A 25,339-nucleotide genomic window follows, 5' to 3' on the forward strand; every position below is an offset into this window, starting at 1 on the left:
GGATGCAAGTCGTTGGATCCACAAGCCCCGATCGCCGTGTGGTCGCCCATGCCGTTGGTTGAACACAATGCGGGGATGAAGAGCAACGTCGTATATTTCCAGGACCTCCGCGCATCCGGCGCCTCTAACTCGGACATTCGAACAGGCCTGGGCTGCTGTCTGCTCAAGCTGTCTCGCGGTGTCTATTCAGTCATCCGCCGGTGCGGCGTTCGCGCCCACCTCAGATTTCAGGGCTTTGCCGCTGACACCGCATGGCTGGAATACCATGAGTCCGGCCGTCAGCAGGACCGCGAACAGGTGCGCAGATACAAGGAACATCTGAAATATCTGCAGATAATTCACTACCCTCATTACCGTCCCTCCGATGTGGTGTGCGGACTGTCTGCCGCACGCCTGCACAAGATCGGGATGTTCCGCCAGCCGGATCAGCCGGTGTCAGTGTTCAATCCGGCCTCCGGTGCCCTCACTTCCGAACTGCGTAGGCGACGCAGATCGTTAGCAGGCGAGGACATCTGTACAGTCGACGGGCTTCGAACCACCACTGCGGTGCGTACTGCCTTGGACCTGAGGGCGGAACTCGGCGCTGCATCTGGCTTTGCGGCGATGGAGCAGGTGCTTCGTCGACATATGCTCGGTGACGACGAAGAGGCGATCTTCAGGATCGGCTATGCGCCCGGGCTGCTGAGCGAAGTGCCGGAAACGGCTGCGGCAGTGTTCCGATCACCGATCTCGCGTCTGACAAGGGGCCGAAAGCTCGCGACTGCGCTTGCCGAACTCGTCTCGCCGCTGTCCGAAAGCTATGCAGAGAGCCGTGCCGCATTCAATCTCCACGTTCTCGGGCTGCATGACTTTGCCCAACAGGTTGATATCTGGGAGGAGGGGTATTTGCTGACCAGGCTCGACTTCCTGCTCCGTGACGACAGAGTCGCCATCTACGTCGACGGGACTCAGAAGTATGTCGATGGCGGATTCGACGTCATGAGTAAAGAGAGTCGCCAGCAGAACCGGCTGCTGTCGATGGGATACAGAGTCGTCCGCTTCACATTCAATGAGGTGCTCGAGCCGAAGAGCTTCGGGCAGAAACTGTTTCGACAGGTGCCTGACCTTCGCAGCAGGTGCCGTGACAGGCTTGTGTTCTGATCGTTCAGCCCCTGCCCGGCAGCTTCTGGATCGTTTGAGGTGAGCAGCATGCTTTCCGAACCGTGCTGCTGACCCTTAACAGTGCCGAACCCGGGATGGGACCCATGCGCGGCTGCGCGGCGGCGTCCCTTAGACTGAGTTCCCTATGGGTTACTACTTGACGACAGCGATTGCCTACCCCAACGGGGCCATTCACATCGGGCATGCCTATGAGTACATTGCGGCCGACACGATCGCCCGGTTCAAGCGACTGGACAATCACGATGTCTTCTTCTGCACCGGCACGGACGAGCACGGGCTGAAGATGCTGCAGGCGGCGAACAAACTCGGCATCACCCCCAAACAGCTCGCTGACGACAACGCGAAGAACTTCCGCGACACTCAACTCGCCCTCGGCTCGACCTTCGACCGGTTCATCCGCACCACCGACGAGGACCACTACACCGCCTCGCAGGCCATCTGGCGCAAGCTCGAAGAAGCCGGCGACATCTACCTCGACACGTACTCCGGCTGGTACTCCGTACGTGACGAGGCCTTCTACACCGATGACGAAACCGAGGTCGTCGACGGGGTCCGCCTGTCCAAGGAGACCCGCACCGAGGTGACCTGGACGGAAGAGGAGTCCTACTTCTTCCGCCTCTCGAAGTACCAGGACAAGCTGCTCGAGCTGTACAAGAACCACCCCGAGTTCATCGGGCCCGACTCCCGCCGCAACGAGATCGCCTCCTTCGTCGCCTCCGGGCTCAAGGACCTCTCCGTCTCCCGCACCACCTTCGACTGGGGTGTGCCGGTGCCCGGCAACGACAAGCACGTGATGTACGTGTGGATCGACGCCCTGACGAACTACATCACCGCCGCCGGATTCCCGGACGACGAGGAGAAGTTCGCGAAGTGGTGGCCCGCCGACGTCCACATCATCGGCAAGGACATCATCCGCTTCCACAGCGTCTACTGGCCCGCGTTCCTCATGAGCGCCGGCATCGAGCTGCCGGGGCGCGTCCATGCCCATGGCTTCCTCTTCAACTCCGGTGAGAAGATGTCGAAGTCCGTCGGCAACGTCGTCGACCCCCTCGACCTCGTCGACGCCTTCGGACTGGACACCCTGCGCTTCTTCCTCTTCCGCGAGTTCTCCTACGGCCACGACGGCTCGTACACGAAGGACTCGATCATCACCCGTAAGAACTCCGACCTCGCCAACGAGTACGGCAACCTCGCCCAGCGGTCGCTGTCGATGATCCAGAAGAACTGCGACGCCCAGGTTCCGCAGCCGGGTGAGCTCACCGAGGCGGACGAGAAGCTCCTCGCCCTCGCCCGTGCCGTACCCGACACCGCCCGTCGCCACGTCGACACCCAGGCCCTCCACCTCTACGTCGAGGCCTGCTGGAAGGTGCTTTCGGAGGCAAACCGCTACTTCTCCGCTCAGGAGCCGTGGAAGCTGAAGAAGACCGATCCGGATCGCATGGCCACCGTGCTGTGGGTGACGATCGAGGTCGTGCGCATCATCTCCATCCTCATCCAGCCGGTCATGCCCGAATCCGCGGGCAAGATCCTCGACCTCCTCGGTGTGCCCGCGGGCGTCGGTGAGGCCGGTGCGAAGGTTCTGCCGACCGCCGTGGATTCCGGGTCCGGCGCCGAGGCGATGGGAGCCGTATCCGCGAGCGCGTCCATCGGCGTCGCCGCCGGTGCCGCCTACGCTTCGGCCGCCCTGGCGCCGAATGTCGCCGAGGCAGCTGCCGATGGCATGGCCGCCGCCGAGGCGGATCCCCGGTCGTTCGCGGCCGTCGAGTTCCCGCTCGAGCCGGGCACACCCCTGCCGAAGCCCGAACCCGTGTTCCCGAAGTTCGTGGAGGAGACCGAATAATGGCCTCGCGCGCCGCCGGAACCTATCCACCGGTGCCCGAACCGCTCGCTCACCCCGTCGTCGACACCCACACCCACCTCGACATCTGCACGGGTGTGCGGCTGCCGCTGGGTGCCGGCGAACCCGAACCCGAGGTCACCCCGGATGAGGACGAAGAGTTCCCGTCGCTGGATTTCTTCCATGACACCGCCGCCGAGGCTGGGGTTCGTCGCATCGTCCAGATCGGCTGCGACCTTCCGGCAGCCCGGTGGACGACCGCGCTCGTGGCGTCGCAATATTCAGGTTCTCCCGCCGAGGCGGCCGACCGCCGGACCGTGCCCACTCCTCCTGCCGAGGGCCGGACGTGGATGATCGGCGGAGCCGCCCTGCATCCGAACGAGGCACCGCGGCTGGCCGAACGTGGCCTGCTCGACGATGCGCTGACCGAGATCGAATCACTCGTGAGCTCGCACGATCGCATGCGCGTGGTGGGGGAGACCGGTCTCGACTACTTCCGCACGGCAGAGGAGGGCCTCGCCGAACAGCAGCGCTCCTTCCGGGCCCATATCGAGATCGCCAAGCGCACCGGACGTGCCCTGCAGATCCACGATCGGGAGGCACACGCCGATGTGCTGCGCATCCTCAAAGAGGAAGGCGCTCCCGATGTCACGATCTTCCACTGCTACTCCGGTGATGAAGCGATGGCTCGCGAATGCGCGGCCGAGGGCTATTTTATGTCCTTCGCCGGCAACCTCACGTTCAAGAACGCCGACGAGCTGCGTCGCGCCGCGGCGGCCGCTCCGCTGGAGCTGCTGCTGACGGAGACCGACGCGCCTTTCCTCACCCCGCACCCGCACCGCGGGAAGCCGGGAGGTCCCTACCTCACCGCGATCACGGCGCGGAAACTTGCCGAAGTGCGCGGGATGAGCGAAGAGGAGCTGTGCGCTGCCGTGTGGGCCAACGCGGAGCGTGCCCTCGGCAGCTGGGATTGACCTGGACTCAGCTCTTCGTTCTGTGAGCGAGATAACGGGACGCGGGGCCGCCTCGGCGAGGAAATATCACGACTGGGAATGCCCCTGAAACACGGGGAACTCCAGGTCAGACACGCCCTCAGGAAACTCACACCGTTACATTTCCGTGATATTTTGCGAACCTTGTAACGAATCGGTTACAGTGAACAGGTCGATAAACTCTGCTCAGGGATATTTTTGTGATTGATTTTCTGAAGAACCGCAAGGTTCAGATCGCTGCACAGGCGGTCGTGATCACCGGACTCGTCGGTGGCACGGGCGCAGTTGTGACCATGAACAAGCCTGTGACCTTGGAGGTCAACGGACAGGCGGAAGAGATCCGGACCTTCGGTGGAACGGTCGGGGACATCCTCGACAGCCACGAAATCGATGTCGATAAGCGCGACCAGGTCAAGCCCGGCGTGGGCACCAAGGTCGACCGTGACATGACGATCACCGTCAACACGGCGAAGAAGGTTGCGCTGTCCGTCGATGGTAAAGAAACGAACGAATGGACCAACGCGAACACCGTGGGTCAGGCTCTTGCCGACCTCGGCGTTGACGCGAAGGGTGCCGACCTCAACGCGAAGGCCAGCCAGCGGCTGAAGGAAGAGGGCAACGACATCGACGTGACCACGTCGAAGGACCTTACCGTCGTCGCCGATGGCAAGGACCACAAGGTCTCGGCCGCTGTGGGCACCGCGAAGGAAGCCCTCAAGGACACGGGCGTCAAGCTCGACAAGGATGACTTCCTGTCCGTGCCGATGTCCGCCGAGGTCTCCGACGGCCAGGTTCTCACCGTCAACCGCGTGAAGAACGACACCGTCAAGGACAAGCAGGCCATCAAGGCCAAGGTCGAGACCAAGAAGTCCGATTCCCTCTATGAGGGCGAGACCAAGGTCGAGACCGAAGGCAAGGACGGCGAGAAGCAGGTCACCTACAAGGTCAAGACGATCAACGGCGAACAGGTCAAGAAGGAGAAGAAGGACGAGAAGGTCCTCTCCGAACCCAAGACCAAGGTCGTCATCCAGGGCACCAAGAAGAAGGAAGAGCCGGCTGACACTGGCGGCTCCGACTCGGGTGACTCCGGCGATTCCGGTTCGAACGACTCGGGCGATTCCGGTGACTCCGGCGACTCGTCCACCGGCGGCGGCGACGCCGGCTCCGGTGGCGGCGACGCCGGCTCCGGTGGCGGCGACATGAGCACCGCAGAGATCAAGGCCATGCTCGGTGGACCCGGATCCAAGTGGTACCAGGTCGCCAAGTGCGAGTCGAACTTCAACCCCCGTGCGGTGAACCAGTCGAACCACGCGCACTTCGGCCTGTTCCAGTTCAAGCTCCAGACCTGGCACTCCATGGGTGGCAGCGGCAACCCGGTCGATGCCAGCCCGAAGGAACAGTTCGAGCGCGCCAAGAAGCTGCAGGCCCAAGAGGGCTGGGGGCAGTGGGCGTGCGCCTGATCTGAGATCAGAGCCGCAGTCGATGACTGGGCGCCTGATAGGCAATGAACTCTGGCCGCCATTGACAACAGATATCGACAACTGAGCTGAGGCGGTCAGCAAGGAGCGTGGGCCCCGAGGAGAGATCCTCGGGGCCCACGCTTTTTGGTGTCTGTTGGGGGCAGAACGGTGGCGCGAGTTTCGGACGATCCGTGCTGGAAAGGGCCACGGATTCCCGCACGGATCGTCCGAAACTCGACTCCGGCACCACCGCCGTGCAGCACCCAATCTGAACTTTCGCCCAGAGCATGACGAATTGTTGGCACTCAAGTTGACCGAGTGCTAAGAGCGTTCTAGAGTCGAATTAGCACTAGCACTCATTGAGTGCCAGTTTCATGAGACGGTCGAATCGCTCGGCACCCGCGACGACGAGAGGTTCATGGCAGCAGCCGCCGTCTGACTCGATGAAATAGAACCCAGCGAAGGGAGAGGGCCCGATATGTCGGTCTCCATCAAGCCACTCGAAGATCGGATTGTCATCCGTCAGGTCGAAGCAGAACAGACTACCGCCAGTGGTCTGGTCATTCCCGAAACCGCCAAGGAAAAGCCTCAGGAAGGCGAAGTTGTCGCAGTGGGCCCGGGCCGCGTTGCTGACAACGGAAACCGCGTGCCGGTCGACGTCGCCGTCGGCGACAAGGTCATCTACTCCAAGTACGGAGGCACCGAGGTCAAGTACGCAGGCGAAGAGTTCCTCGTGCTCTCGGCTCGCGACGTGCTCGCAGTCATCGGCTGAATCCCCTGAACAACTACTTCACTGACAGGAGGACGAATGCCTAAATCATTGGAATTCAACGACGAAGCTCGTCGTGCACTCGAAAAGGGTGTCAACACCCTGGCTGACACCGTCAAGGTGACGCTGGGACCCAAGGGCCGCAACGTCGTGCTCGACAAGAAGTGGGGCGCTCCCACGATCACGAACGATGGTGTGACCATCGCCCGTGAGGTCGAGGTCGACGATCCGTACGAGAACCTCGGCGCACAGCTGGCCAAGGAAGTCGCCACCAAGACCAACGACATCGCCGGCGACGGAACCACCACCGCGACCGTTCTCGCTCAGGCCTTCGTCAACGAAGGACTGCGCAACGTTGCCGCAGGCGCCGCACCCGGACAGCTCAAGCGCGGCATCGAGACCGCCGTCGAGGCAGTCTCGGAGCAGCTGGGCACCATCGCCCGCGACGTCGCCGACTCCTCGGAGATCGCACACGTCGCTGGCCTGTCGGCTCAGTCGCCTGAGATCGGCAAGCTCATCGCCGATGCCTTCGACAAGGTCGGCAAGGACGGCGTCATCACGATCGACGAGTCGCAGGCTGCGTCCGTCGAGCTCGAGATCACCGAAGGAATGCAGTTCGACAAGGGCTTCCTGTCGCCGCACTTCGTGACCGATGCTGATCGCCAGGAGGCTGTGCTCTCCGACGCGCTCATCCTCATCAACCAGGGCAAGATCTCCAACATCCAGGAGCTCCTGCCCGTCCTCGAGAAGGTGCAGCAGGCCGGCAAGCCGCTGTTCATCATCGCCGAGGACATCGAGGGCGAAGCACTGTCGACACTGGTCGTCAACAAGCTGCGCGGAATCATCAACGTCGCCGCCGTCAAGGCTCCCGGCTTCGGTGACCGCCGCAAGGCCATCCTCGAAGACCTCGCCGTCCTCACCGGTGGCCAGGTCGTCACCCCGGATATGGGCATGAAGCTCGACCAGGTCACCCTGGAAGAGCTCGGCAACGCCCGCACCATCACCGTCACCAAGGACAACACCACGATCGTCGATGGTGCAGGTTCGGACGATGCTGTTGCCGGTCGCGTCGCACAGATCCGTGCCGAGGTCGAGAACACCGATTCCGACTGGGACCGCGAGAAGCTGCAGGAGCGCTTGGCCAAGCTCTCCGGCGGAGTCGCCGTCATCAAGGTCGGCGCCGCCACCGAGGTGGAGCTCAAGGAGCGCAAGCACCGCGTCGAAGACGCCGTGTCCGCTACTCGTGCCGCCATCGAAGAGGGCGTCGTCGCCGGTGGTGGATCGGCTCTGATCCACGCCGCGAAGGTCCTCGACGGCAACGACCTCGGTCTGACCGGTGACGCACTCACCGGTGCCGAGATCGTCAAGCGCGGAGTCGTCCAGCCGCTGCGCTGGATCGCCGCCAACGCCGGCCAGGACGGATACGTCGTCGTCGCCAAGGTCCAGGACCTCGAGTCCGGCCAGGGCTACAACGCCGCCAGCGGTGAATACGGCGACCTCATCGGCGCCGGAATCATCGACCCAGTCAAGGTCACCCGTTCGGCACTGCGCAACGCCGCATCGATCGCCGCCCTGGTTCTCACCACCGAGACCCTGGTCGTCGAGAAGAAGGAAGAGGAGGACGAAGCCTGAGCCACACGCTCGGACTGAGTCACCTCTGACCCACGCCAGTGGCCCGGAACATCACGTTCCGGGCCACTGTCGCATTCACTCTCGCACTCATCGGCGTATGCACCCTCGCCGAGGCGGCCCGCCACCCGTTCAATGCGTTCAGGGCGGTTGCCTCCGCGGCTGTCTCCGTTGTCGACTTCGACGCGAACGTATTCACCTCGGAGACAGGTGCTGTTCACGAGCGAACGCATCGCTGTCGTTACAGTGATCGGAACATTCGATTGAAGTTCTGCAGTGCATGAAGTGAACAAGGGATCCATGAAGAGAATTACGATGATCGGCGATGTCGGCTGGAGCCGGTTCTACCACCTCGGCGATGAGGCGATGACGGAACTGGCCATCGATGAGCTTCGTGCCCGAGCGGATATCGCCATCACGCTTATCGCCGGTGAACCCCAGCACGCGAGCGAAATGTACGGCGTCGACGCTGTCAGACGCATCGGGTTCAGGCGCGACCGACGTCCCAATACCTCTCGGATGAAGAAGATCCTCGACTACGTCGCCGGAGACCGGGATGTGCTGAAGGCAGATGACCCGGCGATTGACGTCATTGAGGCAGTCCGGAATTCCGCGGCCGTCCTCATCGCGGGCGGTGGCAACCTCAACTCGATGTTCGCCCAACACATCTACGAGCGTGCGACCCTGGCGAAGATCGCCCGTGCCCTCGGCAAACCGTATGCGTTGACCAGCCAGACTCTCGGCCCGCTCATCTACGACGAGGATCGGGACATCGTCCACGACCTCCTCGCCGAGGCGGAGTTCGTCGGAACCCGCGAAAGCTACACGACCCAGCTCGTCGACGATCTCGGACGAGGCTCCGCGACGGTGCGCCGTCAGGTCGACGACGCGTTCTCATTGACAGCCCGCGACGAGGACCGGTCTGCCGTGTCGGATCTGACCGAGCGTCCATTCATCCTGGCCAGCTTCGCCGAGAAGGCCTCGACCCCGATGCTCAGCGATGACGACTATCACGCACGACTGGCGGAACTCACCCGTCGGCTCGCCGAGGATACCGGCCTGCGGGTGCTGCTTGTGCCGCACGGCGGAGCATTGCCACCAGCGCCGGAGACGAGAGACCAGCTCACCGACCCGAAGATCGCTCGGGCCAGCGGGCATGCTGAAGTCGTTCCCACCCGGATGCTCACCGCACGAGAGCTCATCGCCCTGACAGAGCAGGCCCAACTGGTCGTCGGGACCCGGTACCACGCGGCGATCTTCGCCGGAGCTGCGGGCGTTCCCTTCATCTCGTTGGCCCCCAACCTTTATTCGTCCATCCGCATGCGCGGAGCCGCGGAGAACGTCGGTATGGAGGACTACGTGCTGCCGCTCGATTCGGTCGACGACATCGTGTCGACTGCCGTCGGAGCGGTGGGAAACCGAGACGAGCTCACGGGCCGACTGAGTGCGCAGTCGCAGAAGCGCCGCGCCGAGCATCGGCAGTGGTGGGACTTCGTCGTCGCGAAGACGCTGGGCGACACCCCCGGAGCGGCGGAAACCGAAGCACCCGGCTTCTTCCACGCCGAAGCGATCGACAACCCATACGTCGACGACATCGGCGTAGTCCGCGAACGTCTCAACGCCGTCCAGAACTACGGGCTGGTGATGGCGCTCAAGGACCGGAAGGCGGCACGGGCGAACGAAGAGGTGCAGGCGGTCAAGTCGCAGCTGCAACGCGTACGCACCGAACGCGACGAGGCCCGCCGACGTGATGAGCGGCGCGAAGCAGAGCCTGCCGTCCGAGCAGCGCGACGGGTCGAGAGCGCGAGCCGACAGTCTGCAGACTTCGCCCGCCGCGCATATCGCCGGCTGCGTCCCGCGCGCAGGTAGGCTCGAGGGCCCCTGGCGCGCAGGATTCCACTTTCGACACACCTTTCGCTGAAATGCACACTGAAGAACCTGAGCAATTCAGAGACAGGTGTACAAAAAGCCTGAAGCCACTGTGACCCAGTCGTGCTTGCGCGCTTTGTGCCGTCTAGGGCGAGCTCGGGCGTGGGGTCGTGTCGTTGGTGTCGGCTGTGTGCACGCGCACGAGGCCTGGACGAAGGGTGCTCGGGTGGGGGTGTGTTCAGGCGCGGTCGCTCTCGAAATGAGTGCGGAGGCGGGCGAGGTCGGCGCGGACCATGTCCGCGTCGCGGTCGAACTCGGCATCATCGACACCGGGCAGGCGATACAGAGTGAAGACCACCTCGGCGCCGGTGCCGTTGGCAAGCACCCGCAGCGGATTGTGCACGATCGTGCCGTCGGGGAAGATTACGTCGTGATCGAGGATGCCGAGGTCCGTGTGCGGGCCGAAGCGGACCTCGACCTCACCCATCGGGGAGTCCGTGATCCAACGTCCGGCCACTTCACGGATTCCATTGCTCAGTCCCGCCGCCCAGGTAGGAAGGTTCGCGGGATCTCCGGCGAAGGCTGCGACCTCGGCGGGGGAGGCGTCGATGGACGTCGAGAGGTGGAGCGCATCGTAAGTCATCTCCCCAGTGGACCACACCGGAGCACACGCGGCTAGGCTGCGCAGCCCGGGTCCTCTCACCGGCCCGATGTGCCCGCGCACTCAGCTGGCTCACACCTACTGGCCAGTCGCTTTTCATGTTTCTGAGGCCCGATCCTCGTTAGTCTGGAAATGACAGCTTGCACCGACGCATGAGGAATCTATGACCACCGGCCCAACGATGCCCATCGCCCAACTTCGCGACGTTTCGAAGGTCTTCGACCCGAAGGGGGCCGCGGTCACGGCTCTCAGTGGGGTCAGCCTCGACATCGCACCGGCCAAGCTGACCGCGGTGATGGGGCCCTCGGGCTCGGGCAAGTCAACACTCATGCACGTCCTCGCCGGACTCGACCGGCCCACCTCCGGCACGGTCCACCTCGGCGACGAGGAGATCACGAAGCTGCGCGACGACGATCTCACCGCCCTGCGCCGTCGCCGGATCGGATTCGTCTTCCAAGCCTTCAACCTTGTGCCCACGCTCACGGTCAAAGAGAACATCCGACTGCCGTTCGAACTCGACGACCGCCGACCCAAAGCCGACGAACGCGCCTGGATCTCCACAGTCGTCCACCGCCTGGGGTTGGAAGACCGACTCAAGCATCGACCGAATGAGCTCTCCGGCGGCCAACAGCAGCGCACCGCCATCGCCCGGGCGCTCGCGACCCGCCCCGACATCCTCTTCGCCGACGAACCGACCGGCAACCTCGACGCGAAATCCGGCCGGGAGGTCATGGCGATCATGTCCGAGGCCGTCCGGGACTTCGGCCAATCGATTGTGCTCGTCACCCACGACCCGATCGTCGCCGCCCACGCCGACCGAGTCATCTTCATCGCCGACGGCACCCCGGCGACGGAGCTCAACGACGCAATCACCGCCGAGGCGATCGCCTCGACCATGCTCGACATCGACGAACGCGCCGACTCCGCGGTGAGCCGATGAACCCACTGCGCGAAATCCGAACCAATCCGCGGCAGTTCTTCCCCAGCGTCCTCGTCGTCTTCATCGCCGCCCTCTTCGGCACCGCGATCATGCAGGGCATCGCGATCCTGACGGCATGGCTGTCGTCGGAGAAGATGATCGCCGAATCCGAGACCGCGCAGAACCTGCTCTCGATGGTCGGGTTCACCTTCTTCCTCATCGCCCTATTCGTCTCTGCGATCGTCATCGCGAACACGTTCTCGATCATCATCGCCGGTCGCAGCCGCCAGCTGGCTCTGCTGCGCCTCATCGGGGCGTCGTCGAAACGGCTGCGCAGGGCCGCCTCGGTGGAGGGGCTGATCATCTCCGTCCCCGCCGCGGTGCTCGCCTTCGCAGCGTCGACCGGGCTGGCGAAAGCGGCCCAGAATTACCTGGGCAACGCCATCACCGAGGAGGTCGCTCTCCTCACCCCGACCATGGCCGTTCCCGCGCTCGCCACCATCATCGTGACCTGGCTGTCGGCGTACTTGGGCGCGCGCCGCATCACGGGGATCTCTCCGATCGAGGCGACCTCGCAGGCGGTCGAAAGCCGCCCCGAGGATGCCCGTGCCTCACTCGGGGGACTCACCGCCTCGCTGATTCTTCTGTCCATGGGCCTGACGTTCCTCGTCAATTCCGTGATCGGAGCCGCCGACCATCGGATCAGCCTGATGAGCGTGGTGCTCACTGCGTTCGGGTCGAGTCTGACGTTCCTCGGTGTCGTCATCGGTCATCCGTGGATCCTGCCTCCGGTGCAGGCGGCGATCGGCTGGCTGGTCGGACGCACCGCGGTGTCCCGGCTGGCCGCATCGACGATCGCCCGCCATCCCACCCGGAACGCGCGCACGGTCATCGGGCTCGTCATCGGCATCACGCTCATCGTCATGTTCGCCACCGCCATGACCACCTTCCGCGATCAGCTGCTGCGGTATGCGCGCTCCCTCGGTGAAGAGGGGTGGGGCGGTCTCGAGGACGCGCTGGCCACCGTCATCGACAAGTCGATGCTGTTCGCCTTCGCCCTCATCCTCTTCTCCGTGATCATCGCCGTCATCGGCGTCGCGAACACGCTCATGCTCTCCGTGCGGCAGCGCACTCAGGAGATCGGCCTGCTCATGGCACTGGGCCAAACCCCGAAGCGCGTGCGGCGGATGATCACGGCCGAAGGCCTGCAGCTGAGCCTGACCGCGTGCCTGGTTGCCGTGCCGCTGGGCATCGGCTTCGGCTGGGTCGGCGCGCTGACCCTGCTCTCGCCCCTGCTCGGACTCTTCGCGCCGAGCGTGCCCTGGGTAGTCGTCATCGCCGTCGTCGCAGGCACCCTCGTCGCCGTGTTCGTTGCCAGCCGCGAACCTGCCCGAGCGGCGACGTCGATCAGTCCCGTCGAAGCGCTCGAAGCAGTGTGAAGTTCGGGGGCGCGGGTGGGTCTCGTCGAGACGGAGCCCCTCGCGGAGATCGAGGCCCGCATCAGAGCAATGCCCCTGTCTACCTGGTCCACATGAGGAGAACCATGACCACGACGCCCGACAGCACCGCGAAAGCTGCGGTCACACGCTCCGCAGCATCTGCGTCGGACCCCACCACTCCGCGGACGACGCATACAGTGTTCAACCAAGCGCCGCCTCGGCGAGATATCAACGAATTCACGCTGAATACGGCTCTGAGGGATGCGCTCGCCCACTACGCTCCGCGTGCCTCTCACGACGAACTCGAACGCATCGGAGCACTCGTCGGCAGCGCCGACTTCATCAATGACGCCCGCCTGGCCAACGTCCACGGACCGATGCTGCGGACCCACGACGACTGGGGCAACCGCATCGACGAGATCGAGTTCCACCCGGCTTACCACCGGATCATCGGCGACGCGCTCGACGCGGAAGCGCACTCCTATGCCTGGACTCATCCCGGGCCGGGAGCCAACGTCGAACGCGCCGTAAGGTTCATGCTCTTCTCCCAGATCGAACCCGGCCACGCCTGCCCGGTGTCGATGACGCATGCTGTCGTGCCGTCCCTGCACGCCGATTCTGCGCTGGCCGATTTCTGGGTGCCACGTGCCACCGCCGCCGGCTTTGATCCGCGACGCATCGACCCGGCGAACAAATCCGCAGTGACCTTCGGCATGGCAATGACGGAGAAACAGGGCGGATCGGACATCCGCGCGAACACCACCTTCGCCGTCCCCTCCGGCGACCACTATCTCATCACCGGCCACAAGTGGTTCTGCTCCGCTCCACAGTCCGACGCGTTCCTCGTCATCGCCCAGCTCGATGAGGGTCCTAGCTGCTTCGTCGTGCCCCGCGTGCTGCCCGGCGGCGACCTCAACTCGGTGCGCATCCAGCGGCTCAAGGACAAGCTCGGGAACAAGTCCAACGCTTCCTCGGAAGTTGAGTTCGACGCCACCGAAGGCTGGCTGCTCGGGCAGCCGGGCAAGGGCGTGCGCACGATCATCGAGATGGTTGCCCAGACCCGCTTGGACTGCGTCCTCGGTTCGGCCGCGGGGATGCGCCAATGCGTCGCCGAGGCAGCCTGGCACGCCCGCGGGCGCGCCGCCTTCGGTGCCACGCTCATCGACCAGCCGCTCATGCGCGCCGTCATCGCCGACCTCCAGCTCGAGACCGAAGCGGCCACTTATACGGCGCTGCACCTGGCCGCTGCATACGACGACGACAGCGCCGAGGCGGCCGACTTCCGCCGTCTGGCAACGGCCGTCGGCAAATACTGGATCTGCAAACGCGGACCCGAACATGCCTATGAGTCCCTCGAATGCCTCGGTGGCAACGGCTACACCGAGTCCTTCCCGCTGGCCCGCCGCTACCGGGAGCAGCCGGTCATGGCAGTGTGGGAAGGCTCCGGCAACGTCATCGTCCTCGACGTCCTACGTGCCCTGGCCCGCGAACCGCGGAGTGCCAAGACCTTCCTCGGCTTCCTCGAGACCGGATTGGGCAAGCACGCTGACTTCGACGCTGCCTACGAATCGCTGGCCCGATCGCTGCAGGACGCGGTGCAGGATCTGGATTCCGGAGATGCGGCCGCGCAAGCGGCGCTGCAGACACGAGGTCGTGTCCTCGTGGAGAAGATGGCGCTGCTCATGCAGGCTGCGATCCTCTTCGAATCCGCCCCTGCTGAGGTGGCCTCCAGCTTTGCGGCCGCTCGCCTCGGCGCTGATCGGGGCCGGGAATACGGAGCCCTGCCTGATGGAGTCGACATCGACTTCCTCGTCGCGCGGGCATGAGATGCGGGTTCGATCGCCGGATTCGCTCTCGGCCCGTGAAGTGTATGATGCAAGATCGCTTGTAATTCAAACTGCCGAAAGAGCGGAGAGATAGCGTCGATGGCTGGAACAGTGGGAATGATGAGTCTGGTGTCGATGGTCATCTACGCGTGCATCGCGGTGCTGGTCGTGGCCGTCCTGATCGTCGGTCTCATGGTGCTGCTCAAGCTCAACCGTCGACTCGGCGAAGACAATCTCGAGCGGGCAGAGGCGAAGAAGGCTGCGGAGGAATCCTCGGCGAACAGCTCAGTTTGAGGTGAGCAGCCCATGTTTGAAACAGGGCTATTCAGCTGAAACCGTGTAGAACCGTCGTGCGGGCTGAACCGCCAGCGGCGGTGAGCGGAACCGAGGCAGGATCCTCAGCCGCCTCAGCCGCGTTGAGGCTCAGTCGCGGGGACGGATAGCCTCAGCTGCGGCGGTGGGCGGAGACGCAGCGGCGGCGGTCGACGCGCATGACCCGGCCGCGGTTGCGCAGGTGCCGCTGTACGCAGTCCGGCGGGCCGTCGAAGTCCGGTCGGGGAATGCGGGTGACGACAGCGGGTTTCTGCTCGAGGGCGAGTGAGTCGGCTTCCCACTCCGGAGTGCGGCGCGCGCCGAATTCGGACGTTTCGATGAACGCCCGGAACTCCTCGACCAGCCGCTCCTGCATGTCATAGAGGCTCTCATCATTTCCGGGGAAATCGAGGAGGACTTCAATGGCCTCCCCGGCGACGACGATCCGCGCGATCAGCCGACGCTCATCGTCGGTATCGCGAAGCATCGCGATGCTGTCCCACTCGTAGTTGGCGAACATGCCGAGAACAATCGGCGTGACGACCTTCTCGCAGAGCACATCCTGCGTAAGTTCGATGCGGTCCATGTGTTCCACCATAGGTCCTCATCCGCCGGGATTCCGAAGGCGTCTCGGAGTTTTGCGGAATCCTCCGCGGATCTGCGGTATCCGGCAGACTTCGTGCGGTTCCGCGCCAGTGCATTCGCGACCGCGACGAAGGCGGCACCGCATAGACTGGGCCCATGCCCCGCAGTCCGCTTCCGCCTCGAGAGGGAATCTCGGCGACCGCGCTGCGCGCCCCCGGTGGCAAGGCCACTCACGCCAAGAATCACCTGCCCGTTCCCGACTCCATCGGGGAATGGCTCGAATCCGAATTCCCCGAGGCGGCCCCCGAATCCCGACGGGCGCTGCTGACCGATGGGGACCTCCGCGACGAGGCGGGGCACCCGGTGACCTGGGACGATCCGGTCATCCCCGGCGGGTTCTACTTCTTCCACCGTCCTGTCCCGCCCGAAGAACGAATCCCCTTCGAAGTCGGCATCGTGTTCGAGGATGAGGACCTGCTCGTCGTCGACAAACCCCACTTCCTGGCCAGCACCCCGAACGGACGCTTCGTCCGCGAATGCGTCGTCACCCGTCTGCGCGTCGACCTCGACCAGCCCGACCTCGTCGCCATCCATCGCCTCGACCGGATCACCGCCGGACTGCTCGTCCTGTCGAAACGGCCCGAGACACGCGGCCGCTACCAGCGCCTGTTCCAAGACCGCAGGGTCCACAAAACGTACCGCGCCCTGGCCCCGGCACCACCTGCAGACATGGAGTTTCCGCTCGTCCGTGAATCACGCCTGGTGAAGCCCGTCGGAGGACGCCAAGTCCTCGAAGTCGCGGGGGAGTCGAACGCGATCAGCCGGATCCGCCTGGTGCGCGCCGTCCCGTCAATCTCTGGACCCAGCCCCACCGCGACTGAACTGGACATCGCCGTCGGTGCGCCGCCTCGGCGAGGGGATTCCGACCTCGATCCTCGCGATCGAACAAGGGGCGAGGACGAAGCGCCGCCTCGGCGAGGGGTTGCCGAGTACGAACTCGAGCCGGTCACCGGTAAGACCCACCAGCTGCGGGTGCACATGAACGCGCTCGGGCTGCCCATCCTCGGTGATCCGGTCTATCCGGTCGACCTCGCGCCAGACCCCTACGACTTCACGTCGCCGCTGCAGCTGTTGGCCGCGGAGATCGCATTCGACGATCCGCTGACCGGAGTGAGCCGACGATTCGAGAGCGGACTCGGCCTCGATCCTGCTGCGGTCGGCTCCGATCCAGGCGAAACCCGGTAGCCTGGTGTTATGAGTCCACACGCCCCCGGATGCACATCAGAGGCCATCGTCGACCTTGTCCGCACCCGCATCACCGACGGTGAGTACCCGGCAGGAAGCCCGGTCCGCGATGGTGCCCTGGCCAAGGAGTTCAACGTTTCGCGCAACACCGCCCGCGAATCGCTGAGCCTGCTGCGCCACGCCGGGCTGCTCACTCAGGAACCCAACCGGGGCTTCTTCGTCTCCACCTTCGGCATCGACGAACTCAAGGACCTCTACCGCGCCCGCCGAGTCTTCGAAATCCGCGCCGTCCAGGAATCGCAGGACGCCACCGACGAGGCGATGGCCGCCGTCGAAGCCTCCGTGGTCCGAGCCGAAACCGCACCGAAGAACGAAACCTGGGCTGTCGCCCAGGAACACTCGGCATCGTTCCACCGGGCGATCGTCGGACTGCTGGGCTCACCGCTGCTCGACGAGTTCTACCTCAACCTCATGGCCCGGCTGTCGACGACGTTCTCGCGCTCGCCCGAACCCGGCAAATACCACTCACACTGGGCGAATCCGCACCGGGACATCCTCGAGAAGATGAAATCCGGGGATCGCCAGGGCGCCGAAGGACTGCTGCGCATCCACCTCGACGATTCCGAAGCCTCGACGCTCGACCTCGCACGGTCCGTGGGGGAGGGGCGCTAGGGGGCCGGCGTTCGGACACTTTGCCGTTCACGCGACTCAACGCCCTGCTCTAGCGCTATTCCCACAGCATTTCCTGTGTAGCCAGTCTCACAGTGCCCGGTGCTTGAACCCATAGCGGTCGAGACTCTGGCTCCGATAGCATTGAGCCACCGTATCTTCGCGTCGAAAGGCTGTCTTCATGGGAAACCCTGAGCAGGAATCACAGGCCGCAAACGATCCGTTCTCGCTGACGGGACTCACGTATGACGATGTCCTCCTCCTGCCAGGCGACACCGATGTCATCCCTTCCGAAGCCTCCACGGCCTCCCGGCTGACCAAGGAGATCGAGCTCAACATTCCGCTCGTCTCGGCAGCGATGGACACCGTGACCGAATCCCGGATGGCGATCGCCATGGCCCGCATCGGCGGCCTGGGCATCATCCACCGCAACCTGTCCGCCGAGGATCAGGCGAACCAGGTCGACTACGTCAAGCGCTCCGAATCGGGCATGATCAACGACCCGCTGACGATCACCGCGGACAAGACGCTCGAAGAGCTCGACGAGATCTGCGGCAAGTACCGCATCTCCGGACTGCCCGTCGTCGATGAGAACAATGTGCTCGTCGGCATCGTGACGAACCGCGACCTGCGCTTCGTCACCCGCAGTGAGTTCCCAACTCGCACCGTCGCCGAGACGATGACGAAGATGCCACTGGTCACCGCGCCCGTTGGGGTGGCCGCCGAGAAGGCCTTCGAACTGCTCGCCGAACATAAGGTCGAGAAGCTGCCCCTGGTCGACGACAACAACGTCATCCAGGGCCTCATCACCGTCAAGGACTTCGTCAAGACCGAGGAATATCCGCTGGCCACCAAGGACGACGAAGGCCGCCTGCGCGTCGGTGCCGCCGTCGGTTTCTACGGTGACGCCTACGAGCGCGCGGGAATGCTCGCCGAGGCGGGAGCCGACGTCCTCGTCGTCGACACCGCCAACGGCCACGCCCGCGGAGTCACCGACATGATCAAGAAGATCAAGTCCGACCCGGCGTTCTCCGCCGTGCAGATCATCGGCGGAAACGTCGCCACGAAGGAAGGCGCGCAGGCGCTCGTCGAGGCCGGAGTCGACGCCGTCAAGGTCGGCGTGGGACCCGGATCGATCTGCACCACCCGTGTCGTCGCCGGTGTCGGCGTCCCGCAGGTCACGGCCGTCCACCTCGCTGCTCAGGCCGCCCGAGCCGCCGGAGTCCCGGTCATCGCCGATGGCGGGCTCCAGTACTCCGGTGACATCGGCAAGGCCCTGGTCGCCGGTGCCGACACCGTCATGCTCGGCTCCCTGCTGGCCGGCTGCAACGAGTCGCCGGGCGAACTCATCTTCGTCAACGGCAAACAGTACAAGGCCTACCGCGGCATGGGCTCGCTGGGCGCCATGGCTCCGCGCAAGGGCAAGTCGTACTCGAAGGACCGCTACTTCCAGGCCGATATCGCCACCGATACCGACCTCATCCCCGAGGGTATCGAAGGCCGAGTCGCCTACCGCGGTCACCTCAAGCAGGTCGCCCACCAGCTCACCGGAGGTCTGCGCCAGACGATGTTCTACGTCGGCGCGCGCACCGTCGACGAGCTCAAGGCCAAGGGCAAGTTCGTCCGTCTGACCACGGCAGGACTGAAAGAAAGCCACCCGCACGATATCCAGATGACCGTCGAGGCCCCGAACTACGTCGTGAAGTGACGTAAGGATTCCCGCTGGTCGGTGAGAAGCCGCAGTTTCCGCGTTTGCGCGGGAGCTGCGGCTTCTTGCGTGTGGGTAGGGGGCGAGTCCCGGACGATCCGTGCTGGATTTTGTGCTGAGACTCCGCACGAGGCGTCCGGAACTCGAGGACTGCGACCGCCCGGACTGTCTCACGATGCTGGATGACACACCCTGATGTGACGAATGCCACGCGTTCATTTTCATGCCGATGCACCCGTAGTGCGAACGGGCTCCTTGCCTTATGAGCGCTGGGAAGAGGCAGTGTCGGCCCGGGTCAGGGGTCTACTTCCGTAGTCAGCGAACCCGACCGAAGGCTCTTCGGAAAGAGAGAAAGTTAGGGTAGGTTTCCCTAATGCGAACCGCGCTTCGCGGTGCGCATCATCGAAGGAGGAAACCTCACAGTGACGACTTCTCTGCTCTACGACACCGAAGCGACACCCACCTCAGCACCCCTTCAGACCCCCGAAATTCCCCACACGAACTCCGACCTCAACGCACCGACCGCGGCGCCGGAAGTCGCGAACCCCACCCTCGCCGACGTCCAGAACCAGACCCGCACCGATGCACTCCTCGGCGCCCACAGCGCAGACGAATACACATCGCTCATGCACAACGTCGTCGACGCACTCGGCGAACGATTCCGCACGACCGAGCGAGCCGCCTCAGCGAAGGATCGCTCCGGACTGCAAGCCGCAGTCGACGCCGTCGATCTCGACACCGCCGGAGTCGGCAACGCCGAAGCCCTGCGCGAAGTCGACGCGCTCTACGCCGACAACGCCGTGTGGTTCCACCACCCCAGCTACGTCGCCCACCTCAACTGCCCCGTCGCCGTGCCCGCCGTTGCCGCCGAGGCGATGCTCGCAGCCATCAACACCTCGGTCGACACCTACGACCAATCCGAGGTCGCCACCCTCATGGAACGCCGCCTCATCGACTGGACCTGCGGCCACCTCGGCTTCGCCGGCGGCGACGGAATCTTCACCTCCGGAGGCACCCAGTCGAACCTCCACGCACTGTTCCTCGCCCGCGAAAACGTCCTCGCCGGGCTTGCCGAACGCGCCGACGAATCCGACCGTGATGGGTCCGATGACGCGAAACCTCGCCGAGGCGGCTCTGACCTGGGCGAGCCCACCCGCCGTGACCAGTTGTCCCGGCTGCGGATCCTCGCGACCGATCAGGCTCACTTCTCCGTGTCCCGCGCAGCATTCCTCCTCGGCCTCGACCCCGAGGCGGTCGTGACCGTCCCGACCGACGGGACCGGCCGGATGGACGCCGAAGCCCTCAACGCGAGCCTGCTCGCCATCGAAGCGAGCGACCAGGTTTCCATGGCCGTCGTCGCCACCGCCGGAACCACCGACCTCGGAGTCATCGACCCATTGAAGACCATCGCCGAGGTCTGCGACTCGGCGAATGTGTGGCTGCACGTCGATGCCGCGTACGGCGGCGGTCTGCTCTGGGCCCCAGCTCGCGCCCACCTGCTCGACGGGATCTCCGGGGCTACCTCGGTGACCATTGACTTCCACAAGACGTTCTTCCAGCCCGTGTCCTCCTCGGCCCTGCTGATCAGGGACGCGAGCTTGTTCGCGCCGACGATTCACCGCCACGACTACCTCAACCCCGAAGCCGAAGCACAGGCCGCCGACGCCGAACCGAACCAGGTCGACAAGTCCCTGCAGACCACCCGACGCTTCGACGCCCTCAAACTGTGGACCACGCTGCGCGCCCGTGGGGCAGGCGAGATCGGGGTGATGATCGACGCCGTCTGTGACCTCGCGACCGACGTCCGGGCACTGCTCGATGACCAGGCGGATTTCGAGGTGCTCGGCGCCTCGGACCTGTCCACGGTGCTCTTCCGATTCACCCCGTCGAACGCGGACCGGGCCACCTGTGACGAACTCGTGCCGCTCATCCGCCGCGTCCTCTTCCGCTCCGGCCGAGCTGCCATCGCCCGCACCGTCATCGACGGCACACCGTGGCTCAAACTCACCCTGCTCAACCCCGACACCAGCATCGATGACATCACCGCTGTGCTCGATCTCGTCCGCGCGACCGGCCATGGCATCCTCGCCGGCCGAGATCTCGAGGGCACCGCAGACATCCAGGGCGCCGTAACAGAAGGAGGCGCATCATGAGCGCAGATTCCACGCACATCCACGACATCCTCGGCGTCGGCATCGGCCCCTTCGGCCTCGGCCTGGCCGCACTGTCGGAACCCCTCGACGACGTCGATGCGATCTTCCTCGACCAGCGGCCCGAATTCCGCTGGCATCCGGGCATGATGATCGAAGGCTCGACCATCCAGGTTCCGTTCCTCGCCGACCTCGTCACCATGGCCGACCCCACCTCGCCGTACTCGTTCCTCAACTTCCTCAAGGAGCGCCGGCGGCTCTACCCGTTCTACATCCGCGAATCGTTCTACCCCCTGCGCGCCGAATTCGACGAGTACTGCCGGTGGGTCGCCGCCCAGTTGGATACGCTGCGGTGGAACCGTCGCGTCGTGTCCGTGACCAGGGAGGATGGTGTGTTCACGGCGCTCGCCGAGGTGGCCGATGACTCCGGATCGATCGTGACGACCGAGACCTACCGCGCCCGGCATCTCGTCCTCGGGGTGGGAACGCAGCCAGTGCTGCCGCCCGCGCTGCGGGGACTCGGGGGAGAGGCCGATGGCGCTGGATCGTCAGCAGATGCAGGTGCCGGTGGCGGCTCGGTTGCTGCGGGGCCGCTCATCCACACCGCCGACTACCTCGAGAACCGGGAAGCACTGCTCGAATCGGGTGCGATCACGATCGTCGGCAGCGGCCAGTCCGCCGCCGAGATCTACCGCGACCTCATCGACGATGCCGAAGATCGAGGCGTACGCCTGGACTGGGTGACCCGCTCGCCGCGGTTCTTCCCGATGGAGTACACGAAGCTCACCCTTGAGATGACCTCCCCGGAATACACCGACCACTTCCGAGCTCTGCCCGACGAGCTGCGCGAACGCGTTGGCCGTGAACAGCGGACTCTGTACAAGGGAATCTCGGCTGACCTCGTCGACGACATCCACGACACTCTCTACCGACTCAGCCGCGGCGGGCGAGAACTGCTGACGAACCTCATCTCCGAGGCCGAACTCGAGACCGCCGACATCGATCCGATCAGCGGTGAATTTCTGCTCGGCTTCCGCAACACCGCACTGGACAAGACCTTCACCAGACGAAGCGGATCGGTCGTTGCAGCCACCGGATACAAGTCGCAAGTGCCGGACTTTCTCAGCCCCCTCGGCGACGATATCCATCTGGACTCCCGCGGCCGCCTCGACGTCAGCCGCCATTACACGATCAACGACGAGGGCACCATCCACGTCCTCAACGGCGAAGAGCACACCCACGGCGTCACCGCACCTGACCTCGGCTTCGGTCCCTGGCGGGCCTCGGTGGTTCTTGCCGCGGTGACCGGTCGGGAACCCTATCCGATCGAACGGACCATCGCCTTCCAGACCTTCGGAGTGCCGGCCGACGAATCCTATGCCTCCACTCTGGCAGCTGCGAACTCGACCAATGGAAATACCCGGGCCGGCTCGACCGACGCTGATTCCGAGGTCGACTCCGCCACCTTCGCACTCGACGACTCCAAGGAGATGTCACACGCATGACCACCGAACTCATCACCGAACCGACTGCTCCCGTCAACGGCACGACGCCGAACGCGGACGTAAAGCTCACGGCCGCCTCGGCGACAGTGTCCATCCGCCCGCTCGACGTCGACCGCGACGCCGCCCGAATCCACGAATGGCTCACCCATCCGCGCGCCCACTATTGGATGATGACCGACCTCGACGAGGCCGAAATCCGGACCTACCTCGAGGGCATTCGAGACTCTGCAGATGATGCCGGCTGGGTCGGATCCGTCGACGGAATCGACTGCTTCTACGTCGAGACCTACACGCCCGACAGCCTCATCCCGCAGAACGTCCTGGCCACCGAGCCCGGCGACATCGGGATGCACCTGCTCGTCGCGCCACCGGCAGGACCCGCCGTGCACGGACTCACCGACCGGATCATGGCGGAGGTCATCGACTTCTGTCTGAAGCCCAGTGACCGGGGAGGACGCGGCGCCGAGCGCGTCGTCGTCGAACCCGATGCGCGTAACGACGCGATCATCGAGAAGAACCGGGCCGCCGGTTTCACCCCCATCACCGAGGCGACTATCATGATGGGCGAGATCGAGAAACTCGCGCTCGTCAGCGTATGCACCCGCGCAGATTTCGAGGCCAGTGCATTGGCACCGTTCGTCACGGCCGGAGCACGAGCATCGCTCGTCGCTGAGAACGGGGAATCGGATAGTGACCAGCGGTCCAACGAGCCACGCTCGAGCCGGAGAGCCGCAACGCCGCCGGCCCCGTACGCCCATCTCAACTCTGATGCGTTCGCCGTCGTGCAGCGCCACCTCGTCGCCAAAGCCCTGTCCGAATTCGCCCACGAACGACTCATCCAACCGGTGACCGTCGGCGAAAGTGAGGGAGTTGCCGCGAACGGCAGCGCACATGCGGATGGGGGAGTCGCCTCGGCGAATGGTGAAGGCCAGACTTGGGAACTGAACATCGACGGAGCCAGCCGGTACACATTCACCGCTCGCGTGCTGCCGCTCGAACACTGGGTCATCGACGAAACCAGCATCACCCGGTGGCGCGACGGAACCGAGGTTCCGCTCGACGCGCAGGAACTCGTCGTCGAACTCCAAGACGCACTCTCCATCCCCGAGGACCTCATCTCCACTTACCTCGAGGAACTCGCGTCGACCCTGGCCGGGGCCGCTTTCAAACTCGAAGACGCCCGAGCCGGTCGCAGGCCGGATGCACGGACGCTCGCCGATGCGGACTTCCAGACCACCGAGGCGGCCATGACCGAAGGCCACCCCGGGTTCCTCGCGAACAACGGCCGCATCGGATTCGGCCTCAGCGACTTCCGCACATGGGCACCGGAGAACGGCGAACTCAATCGCATCGAATGGGTGGCGGTGAGGCGCGAACTCAGCCATCTCTCTTTGGGCGTTGGACTCGATGAGGAGAGCCACCTCGGTGAGGCGCTCAGCGAAGCCGAACGGGACCTCTTCGGTTCCCGGATCCGGGCGGCGGGACAGGACCCAGCGGATTTCCACCTCATGCCGATCCACCCGTGGCAGGCCGACCATCGACTGTCGATCACCTTCGCCGCGGACATCGCCCGAGGTGATCTGCTGCCGCTCGGGGAGGGGCTTGATAAGCATCAGGCGCAGCAGTCCCTGCGCACGTTCTTCAACCACTCGCGGACCGGAGCGCCGTACGTCAAGGTCGCGCTCGCCGTGCAGAACATGGGATTCCTGCGCGGGCTGTCGCCGAAGTACATGCGCGACACTCCGGCCATCAACGACTGGGTCGCGAACCTCATCTCCGCCGATGACACCTTCGCCGCGACCGGATTCCGAGTGCTGCGGGAGCGTGCCGCACTCGGCTACACCGGCGATGTCTACCACCGGACGAAGGAGACGAACCCGCACCGGAAGATGCTCGCCGCCCTATGGCGGGAGAACCCCATCGAGCAGATCGCTCCAGGTCAGAGGCTCATCACGATGGCCGCGCTGCTGCACCGGGACCATCAGGGTGTGTCCTTGGCTAGTGAATTGATCAACGCCTCGGGGCTGAGCGCCGCGGCATGGATGCGCAGCTACCTGCGGGCCTACCTGAAACCGCTCGTGCATGCGCTGCTCGCGCACGATCTCGTATTCATGCCGCACGGGGAGAACCTCATCCTCATTCTCGACGAGCACACGGTGACCGGGGCATTCATGAAGGACAGCGGTGAGGAAGTCGCCGTGCTCGGCCACCGCGAACTGCCTGCCGACGTCGAACGCATCCGAGCCGTGGTGTCGGGGGAGGAGAAGGCCCTGTCAGTCTTCACCGACATGTTCGACGGGGTGCTGCGGCACCTGTCGGGAATCCTCGACGCCGATGGACTGTTGCCGGCCGATCGGTTCTGGGCGATCGTCGCCGAGACCCTCGACGACTACGAGGCAGAGCACCCGGAGTCCGCACGCGGGGTCAGCGGTGACGTTGATCTGCGCGCCGATCATTTCGCTCATTCGTGCCTCAACCGACTGCAGCTGAAGAACACGAAGCAGATGGTCGACATCGGCAATCAAGCCGAATCGCTGCTCTACGCCGGCACCATGCCCAACCCCGTGGCCCGCTGAGCCGAGCCGACGACAACCTCGCCGAGG

General features: G+C 64.6%; 19 protein-coding genes. 17 read left to right on the forward strand and 2 right to left on the reverse strand.

From position 1 onward, the window contains the following. Positions 1–75: 75 nt before the first annotated feature. The 7 genes from BEP01S_RS11310 to BEP01S_RS11345 all read left to right on the forward strand — a co-directional run bounded on the left by BEP01S_RS11310 (position 76) and on the right by BEP01S_RS11345 (position 9,717). Complete coding sequence (locus BEP01S_RS11310) at positions 76–1,140, forward strand: putative endonuclease domain-containing protein (RefSeq protein ID WP_062243304.1); 1,065 nt, start codon at positions 76–78, stop codon at positions 1,138–1,140. Between the two features lie 145 nt (positions 1,141–1,285). After that, the gene (gene metG, locus BEP01S_RS11315) at positions 1,286–3,001 is read left to right on the forward strand and encodes a methionine--tRNA ligase (protein WP_062243307.1); all 1,716 of its coding nucleotides are present in this window, start codon (positions 1,286–1,288) and stop codon (positions 2,999–3,001) included. Beyond that, complete coding sequence (locus tag BEP01S_RS11320; RefSeq protein ID WP_062243310.1) at positions 3,001–3,972, forward strand: TatD family hydrolase; 972 nt, start codon at positions 3,001–3,003, stop codon at positions 3,970–3,972. The genes metG and BEP01S_RS11320 overlap by 1 nt, the downstream gene beginning before the upstream one ends. 218 nt (positions 3,973–4,190) lie before the next feature. Beyond that, positions 4,191–5,450, forward strand: a complete 1,260-nt coding sequence (locus BEP01S_RS11325; protein WP_062243313.1) for a resuscitation-promoting factor — start codon at positions 4,191–4,193, stop codon at positions 5,448–5,450. Between the two features lie 478 nt (positions 5,451–5,928). Then, positions 5,929–6,222, forward strand: coding sequence for a co-chaperone GroES (gene groES, locus BEP01S_RS11330; RefSeq protein ID WP_039209993.1), 294 nt, complete (start codon positions 5,929–5,931; stop codon positions 6,220–6,222). Between the two features lie 36 nt (positions 6,223–6,258). Next, a complete protein-coding gene (groL, locus tag BEP01S_RS11335) occupies positions 6,259–7,851 on the forward strand; it encodes a chaperonin GroEL (RefSeq protein WP_062243316.1) in 1,593 nt (530 codons plus the stop codon). A gap of 297 nt (positions 7,852–8,148) precedes the next feature. After that, positions 8,149–9,717, forward strand: coding sequence for a polysaccharide pyruvyl transferase family protein (locus BEP01S_RS11345; protein ID WP_157070561.1), 1,569 nt, complete (start codon positions 8,149–8,151; stop codon positions 9,715–9,717). A gap of 238 nt (positions 9,718–9,955) precedes the next feature. On the opposite strand, the gene BEP01S_RS11350 is transcribed toward BEP01S_RS11345, so the two are convergent. Beyond that, the gene (locus BEP01S_RS11350) at positions 9,956–10,360 is read right to left on the reverse strand and encodes an SRPBCC family protein (RefSeq protein ID WP_062243325.1); all 405 of its coding nucleotides are present in this window, start codon (positions 10,358–10,360) and stop codon (positions 9,956–9,958) included. A gap of 181 nt (positions 10,361–10,541) precedes the next feature. On the opposite strand from BEP01S_RS11350, the gene BEP01S_RS11355 reads away from it, so the two are divergent. From BEP01S_RS11355 to BEP01S_RS16835, 4 genes are all read left to right on the forward strand, one after another. Beyond that, positions 10,542–11,318 carry an ABC transporter ATP-binding protein gene (locus BEP01S_RS11355; protein WP_062243327.1) on the forward strand — a complete coding sequence of 259 codons (777 nt, stop codon included), beginning with the start codon at positions 10,542–10,544 and terminating at the stop codon, positions 11,316–11,318. Continuing rightward, a complete protein-coding gene (locus BEP01S_RS11360) occupies positions 11,315–12,736 on the forward strand; it encodes an ABC transporter permease (RefSeq protein ID WP_062243331.1) in 1,422 nt (473 codons plus the stop codon). Before BEP01S_RS11355 ends, BEP01S_RS11360 begins: the two co-directional genes overlap by 4 nt. 104 nt (positions 12,737–12,840) lie before the next feature. Next, positions 12,841–14,562: an acyl-CoA dehydrogenase family protein gene (locus tag BEP01S_RS11365; RefSeq protein ID WP_083532676.1), complete on the forward strand. Its 1,722-nt coding sequence runs from the start codon at positions 12,841–12,843 to the stop codon at positions 14,560–14,562. 99 nt (positions 14,563–14,661) lie between these two features. After that, positions 14,662–14,856: a hypothetical protein gene (locus tag BEP01S_RS16835; RefSeq protein WP_157070562.1), complete on the forward strand. Its 195-nt coding sequence runs from the start codon at positions 14,662–14,664 to the stop codon at positions 14,854–14,856. 151 nt (positions 14,857–15,007) lie between these two features. On the opposite strand, the gene BEP01S_RS11370 is transcribed toward BEP01S_RS16835, so the two are convergent. Beyond that, on the reverse strand, positions 15,008–15,460 hold the full coding sequence (locus BEP01S_RS11370; protein ID WP_157070563.1) for a hypothetical protein: 453 nt from the start codon (positions 15,458–15,460) through the stop codon (positions 15,008–15,010). Positions 15,461–15,615: 155 nt separating this feature from the next. Between BEP01S_RS11370 and BEP01S_RS11375 the strand changes: the two genes are divergently transcribed. The 6 genes from BEP01S_RS11375 (at position 15,616) to BEP01S_RS11400 (ending at position 25,312) form a co-directional block, all read left to right on the forward strand. Further along, positions 15,616–16,704 carry a pseudouridine synthase gene (locus tag BEP01S_RS11375; protein WP_062243338.1) on the forward strand — a complete coding sequence of 363 codons (1,089 nt, stop codon included), beginning with the start codon at positions 15,616–15,618 and terminating at the stop codon, positions 16,702–16,704. A gap of 9 nt (positions 16,705–16,713) precedes the next feature. Continuing rightward, the gene (locus BEP01S_RS11380) at positions 16,714–17,376 is read left to right on the forward strand and encodes a GntR family transcriptional regulator (protein WP_062243341.1); all 663 of its coding nucleotides are present in this window, start codon (positions 16,714–16,716) and stop codon (positions 17,374–17,376) included. A gap of 178 nt (positions 17,377–17,554) precedes the next feature. Beyond that, positions 17,555–19,081, forward strand: coding sequence for an IMP dehydrogenase (guaB, locus tag BEP01S_RS11385; protein WP_062243344.1), 1,527 nt, complete (start codon positions 17,555–17,557; stop codon positions 19,079–19,081). A 422-nt stretch (positions 19,082–19,503) separates the two neighbouring features. Continuing rightward, entirely contained in the window at positions 19,504–21,234 is a 1,731-nt protein-coding gene (locus BEP01S_RS11390) for a pyridoxal phosphate-dependent decarboxylase family protein (RefSeq protein ID WP_306306264.1), read from the forward strand. After that, positions 21,231–22,736 carry a lysine N(6)-hydroxylase/L-ornithine N(5)-oxygenase family protein gene (locus BEP01S_RS11395; RefSeq protein ID WP_062243347.1) on the forward strand — a complete coding sequence of 502 codons (1,506 nt, stop codon included), beginning with the start codon at positions 21,231–21,233 and terminating at the stop codon, positions 22,734–22,736. Before BEP01S_RS11390 ends, BEP01S_RS11395 begins: the two co-directional genes overlap by 4 nt. Beyond that, entirely contained in the window at positions 22,733–25,312 is a 2,580-nt protein-coding gene (locus BEP01S_RS11400) for a GNAT family N-acetyltransferase (RefSeq protein ID WP_062243351.1), read from the forward strand. Before BEP01S_RS11395 ends, BEP01S_RS11400 begins: the two co-directional genes overlap by 4 nt. Positions 25,313–25,339: the final 27 nt, after the last annotated feature.

Origin of the sequence: Brevibacterium epidermidis NBRC 14811 (assembly GCF_001570805.1) — a bacterium.
Classification (GTDB): domain Bacteria; phylum Actinomycetota; class Actinomycetes; order Actinomycetales; family Brevibacteriaceae; genus Brevibacterium; species Brevibacterium epidermidis.